This is a genomic window from Inquilinus limosus MP06 (genome assembly GCF_000767795.1).
GTDB classification, from domain to species: domain Bacteria; phylum Pseudomonadota; class Alphaproteobacteria; order DSM-16000; family Inquilinaceae; genus Inquilinus; species Inquilinus limosus_E.
Window position 1 is genome coordinate 1 of record NZ_JANX01000528.1, and the last position, 4,438, is coordinate 4,438.

Annotated in this window: 4 protein-coding genes; all 4 read right to left on the reverse strand. The window is 70.3% G+C overall.

Going from position 1 to position 4,438, the window contains the following annotated elements; translation table 11 throughout:
• Positions 1-106 precede the first annotated feature (106 nt).
• The gene (gene urtE, locus P409_RS27605) at positions 107-802 is read right to left on the reverse strand and encodes an urea ABC transporter ATP-binding subunit UrtE (RefSeq protein ID WP_034845955.1); all 696 of its coding nucleotides are present in this window, start codon (positions 800-802) and stop codon (positions 107-109) included.
• A 151-nt stretch (positions 803-953) separates the two neighbouring features.
• Entirely contained in the window at positions 954-1,706 is a 753-nt protein-coding gene (gene urtD / locus P409_RS27610; RefSeq protein ID WP_034845957.1) for an urea ABC transporter ATP-binding protein UrtD, read from the reverse strand.
• Positions 1,703-2,839, reverse strand: a complete 1,137-nt coding sequence (gene urtC, locus P409_RS27615) for an urea ABC transporter permease subunit UrtC (RefSeq protein WP_052121475.1) — start codon at positions 2,837-2,839, stop codon at positions 1,703-1,705. Before urtC ends, urtD begins: the two co-directional genes overlap by 4 nt.
• A complete protein-coding gene (urtB, locus tag P409_RS27620; protein WP_238578792.1) occupies positions 2,836-4,407 on the reverse strand; it encodes an urea ABC transporter permease subunit UrtB in 1,572 nt (523 codons plus the stop codon). Before urtB ends, urtC begins: the two co-directional genes overlap by 4 nt.
• Positions 4,408-4,438 lie beyond the last annotated feature (31 nt).

Consider the following 4,438-nt stretch of genomic DNA (forward strand, 5'->3'; position numbering starts at 1 on the left):
GGCCAGCACCGTCTCGGCCCCGCGCCGCTTGAAGCCGAGCTCCAGCCGGCCGCGGGCGCGCGCCAGCGGCACGGGCAGGACCGACGGCACCGCAGGCGCCGGCGGCTCAGACCGTAAGGTGACGACGGACGCTGTCTTCATCGAGCGCAGTCTTGTCCCCGTCCACCACCACCTCGCCGCGGTCCATCACGACGAGGCGCTGGCCCAGCGCATGGGCGAAATCGAAATACTGCTCGACCAGCAGGATCGCCATGGTGCCGCGGTCGCGCAACATCGCGATGACGCGGCCGATATCCTTGATGATCGAAGGCTGGATGCCCTCGGTCGGCTCGTCCAGGATCAGCAGGCGCGGCCGGGTCACCAGCGCCCGGCCGATCGCGAGCTGCTGCTGCTGCCCGCCCGACAGGTCGCCGCCGCGCCGGCCGAGCATCGACTTCAAGACCGGGAACAGCTCGAAGATCTCCTCTGGGATCCGCCGCTCGCGCCGCGGCAGCACGGCGAAGCCGGTCTCGAGATTCTCCTTCACCGTCAGCAGCGGGAAGATCTCGCGTCCCTGCGGCACGAAGGCGATGCCGCGCCGCGCCCGCTCCGCCGTCGGCAGGCGGGTGATGTCCTCACCCTCCCACAGCACCTTCCCGGCCGCGACCGGCTGCTGGCCGACGATGGCGCGCAGCGTGCTGGTCTTGCCGACTCCGTTGCGGCCCAGCAGGCAGGTCACCTGCCCCGGCCCGACGCCGAGCGACACCCGCCGCAGCGCCTGGGCCGCGCCGTAGAACAGATCGATGCCTTCGACGCTCAGCACGACCGTCCACCCCGCATGCTCGCACCCAACACCGTCATTGCGAGCGCAGCGAAGCAATCCAGGGCCGGTGCGAACCGGCCCCTGGATTGCTTCGTCGGCTTCGCCTCCTCGCAATGACGGAGAAGGAGGGACGGTCTCAGATGCACCATGCTCAGCGCCCCAGATAGACGTCGATGACGCGCGGGTCGGCGCTGACGGCGTCGAGCGGCCCTTCGGCCAGCACCGAGCCCTCATGCAGCACCGTTACCTTGACGTCGAGAGCGCGGACGAAATGCATGTCGTGCTCCACCACCACCACGGAGCGGGTCCTGTTGATCTCACGCAGCAGGATCGCCGTCTCCTCGGTCTCGGCGTCGGTCATGCCGGCCACCGGCTCGTCCACCAGCAAGAGCGCCGGCTCCTGCGCCAGCAGCATGCCGATCTCCAGCCACTGCTTCTGGCCGTGCGACAGCGCCCCGGCCAGCCGGTCGCGATGGGCGGTCAGCTTCGTGGTCTCCAGGATCTCGTCGATCCGCTCCGCCGTGTCGGGCCGGGGGCGGCCGAACAGCAGGTTGGTCGGCGATCGCGGGCCGGCCAGGGCGAGGAGGAGGTTGTCCCCGACCGTGTGGCTGTCGAACACCGTCGGCTTCTGGAACTTTCGTCCGATGCCGAGGCCCGCGATCGCCGTCTCGTCCAGCCGGGTCAGGTCGTGGGTGCCGCGGAACAGCGCCTCGCCCTGGTCCGGCCGGGTCTTGCCGGTGATGACGTCCATCATCGTGGTCTTGCCGGCCCCGTTCGGGCCGATGATCGCCCGCATCTCGCCCGGCTCGATCACCAGCGACAGGGCGTTGAGCGCGCGGAAGCCGCTGAAGGTGACGGTGACGCCGTCGAGATACAGCAGCGCCTGGGTGGCCGCTTCGGTCATCGCGACGCCTCCGTCGCGATCTCTGCCGCGCGGCGGCCGGGCCGCTCTCGCCAGGACCGCCACCCCGCCTGCGCCGCGCCGACGATGCCCTTGGGCAGAACCAGCGTGACCAGGATGAACAGCCCCCCCAGCGCGAACAGCCAGAACTCCGGCAGCAGGTTGGTGAAGACGGTCTTGCCGAGATTGACCGAGATCGCGCCGATGATCGGCCCGACCAGCGTGCCGCGGCCGCCGACCGCGACCCAGATCACCGCCTCGATCGAGTTGGCCGGGGCGAACTCGCCCGGGTTGATGATGCCGACCTGCGGCACATAGAGGGCGCCGGCCACGCCCGCCATCATCGCCGACAGGGTGAACACCACCAGCTTGTAGGATTCGACCCGGTAGCCGAGGAAGCGGGTGCGGCTTTCGGCATCCCGGATGGCGATCATCACCTTGCCGAAGCGCGACCGGGTGATCGCCCGGCACATCAGGAAGGCGGCGGCGAGGGCCACGGCGCTGGCCAGGAACAGCCCGGCGCGGGTCGCGTCGGCCTGCAGGCTGAAGCCGAGCAGATCCTTGAAGTCGGTCAGGCCGTTGTTGCCGCCGAAGCCCATGTCGTTGCGGAAGAAGGCCAGCAGCAGGGCGTAGGTCATCGCCTGGGTGATGATCGACAGATAGACGCCCGAGACGCGGCTGCGGAAGGCGAACCAGCCGAAGACGAAGGCCAGCGCGCCCGGCACCAGCAGCACCATCAGCGCCGCGAACCAGAACTGGTCGAAGCCGTGCCAGTACCAGGGCAGCTGCGGCCAGTTCAGGAACACCATGAAGTCCGGCAGCACCGGGTTGCCGTAGACGCCGCGCGGGCCGATCTGGCGCATCAGATACATGCCCATGGCGTAGCCGCCGAGGGCGAAGAAGGCGCCGTGGCCGAGGCTGAGAATGCCGACATAGCCCCAGACCAGGTCGATCGCCAAGGCCAGCAGGGCGTAGCACAGGTACTTGCCCATCAGGCTGACGGCGTAGCCCGGCACGTGCAGCGGCGAGTCCGGCGACAGCGCCAGGTTGGCCAGCAGCACCAGCACCGCCGCGGCGACGAGGCCGAGGGCGAAGGCCGGGCCACCGGAGGCGCGGAGGAGACGGGCCGTGATCATGATTCCACCGCCCGTCCCTTCAGCGGGAACATCCCGCGCGGCTTGCGCTGGATGAACAGGATGATGCCGACCAGGATGACGATCTTGCCGAGCACCGCGCCGGCGAAGGGCTCAAGCAGCTTGTTGGCGACGCCGAGCGACAGGGCGCCGACCAGCGTGCCCCACAGGTTGCCGACGCCGCCGAACACCACGACCATGAAGCTGTCGATGATGTAGCCCTGGCCGAGATTGGGGCTGACATTGTCGATCTGGCTGAGCGCCACCCCGGCGATGCCGGCGACGCCGGAGCCGATGCCGAAGGTCAGCATGTCGACCCGGCCGGTGCGGATGCCCATCGCCGCGGCCATGCGCCGGTTCTGCGTCACCGCCCGCATCTGCAGGCCGAGCGCCGTGTAGCGCAGCACCAGCATCAGCGCAGCGAAGACCAGCAGGGCGAAGACGATGATCCAGAGCCGGTTCCAGGTCAGTGTCAGGCCGCCGAGGTCGAAGGCGCCGGCCATCCAGGCCGGGTTGCCGACCTCGCGGTTCGACGGGCCGAAGATCGTGCGCACCGCCTGCTGCAGGATCAGCGACAGGCCGAAGGTGGCCAGCAGCGTCTCCAGCGGCCGGCCGTAGAGGAAGCGGATGATGCCGCGCTCGATCGCGACGCCGGCCAAGGCCGCGGCCAGGAAGGCCAGCGGCAGGGCCACCGCGAGCGAATAGTCGAACAGGTTCGGCGCCCAGCTCCGGAACGCCTCCTGCACCAGGAAGGTGGTGTAGGCGCCGAGCATGACGATCTCGCCATGCGCCATGTTGATCACGCCCATCACGCCGAAGGTGATGGCGAGGCCGATGGCGGCGATCAGCAGCACCGAGCCGAGGCTGAGGCCGTAATACAGGCTCTGCACCCCGTTCCAGATCATGAGCCGGGTGTCGATGCGGCCGATCGCGGCTTCGGCCGCCGCGGCCACCGCCGGGGACGGGCTCGGAATGCCGGACAAGAGCGCCCGCGCCTCCTGGTCGCCGCGCGACGCCACCAAGTCTATCGCCGCCAACATCGCGTCATCGCTGCCGCCCTGGGCCAGCAGGATGGCGGCGCGGGCCTCCGCGAAGGCCTGCTTCACCGCCGGATCTTGCTCGCGCGCCAGCGCCGCCTCGACCGCGGCGAGCGCCTTCGGATCGCGCGACTTGAACACCGCAGCCGCGGCGTCGAGCCGCTTGGCCGGGTCGGGCGACAGCAGGGTCAGGGAACCCATCGCCGCGTCGATCGCCCGCCGCACCCGGTTGTTGACCCGCACCGGCTTGCCCCCCGCCGGAGCCTCGGTGAGCGCGGCCCCGGTGGCGGCATCGACGAAACCGCCGGTCCCGGTCCTGATCGCGACCGCGCCGGGCGCCGCGATCAGCCTTCCGGCCGCCAGCGCCTCCAGCACCGCCGGCGCCTGCGCATCGCCCGACGCGGCGACGCCGTCCACCCCGGCGGCGATGTCGTCGTAGTTCGTGGACGCGAAGCGCGCGAGCACCTCCGCCGGGATCTCGGCCCGGGCGGAGAGCGGGAGGATCAGGAGGAAAGCCAGAGCAGCCAGAACCAACAGAGTCCCCCCTCCCCTTGCGGGAGGGGGG

What these genes read in the sequence shown, in the direction of transcription:
- urtD (WP_034845957.1), bottom strand. Translation starts at nt 1,706, where the DNA reads ATGACCGAAGCGGCCACCCAGGCGCTGCTGTATCTCGACGGCGTCACC.
- urtC (WP_052121475.1), bottom strand. Translation starts at nt 2,839, where the DNA reads ATGATCACGGCCCGTCTCCTCCGCGCCTCCGGTGGCCCGGCCTTCGCC.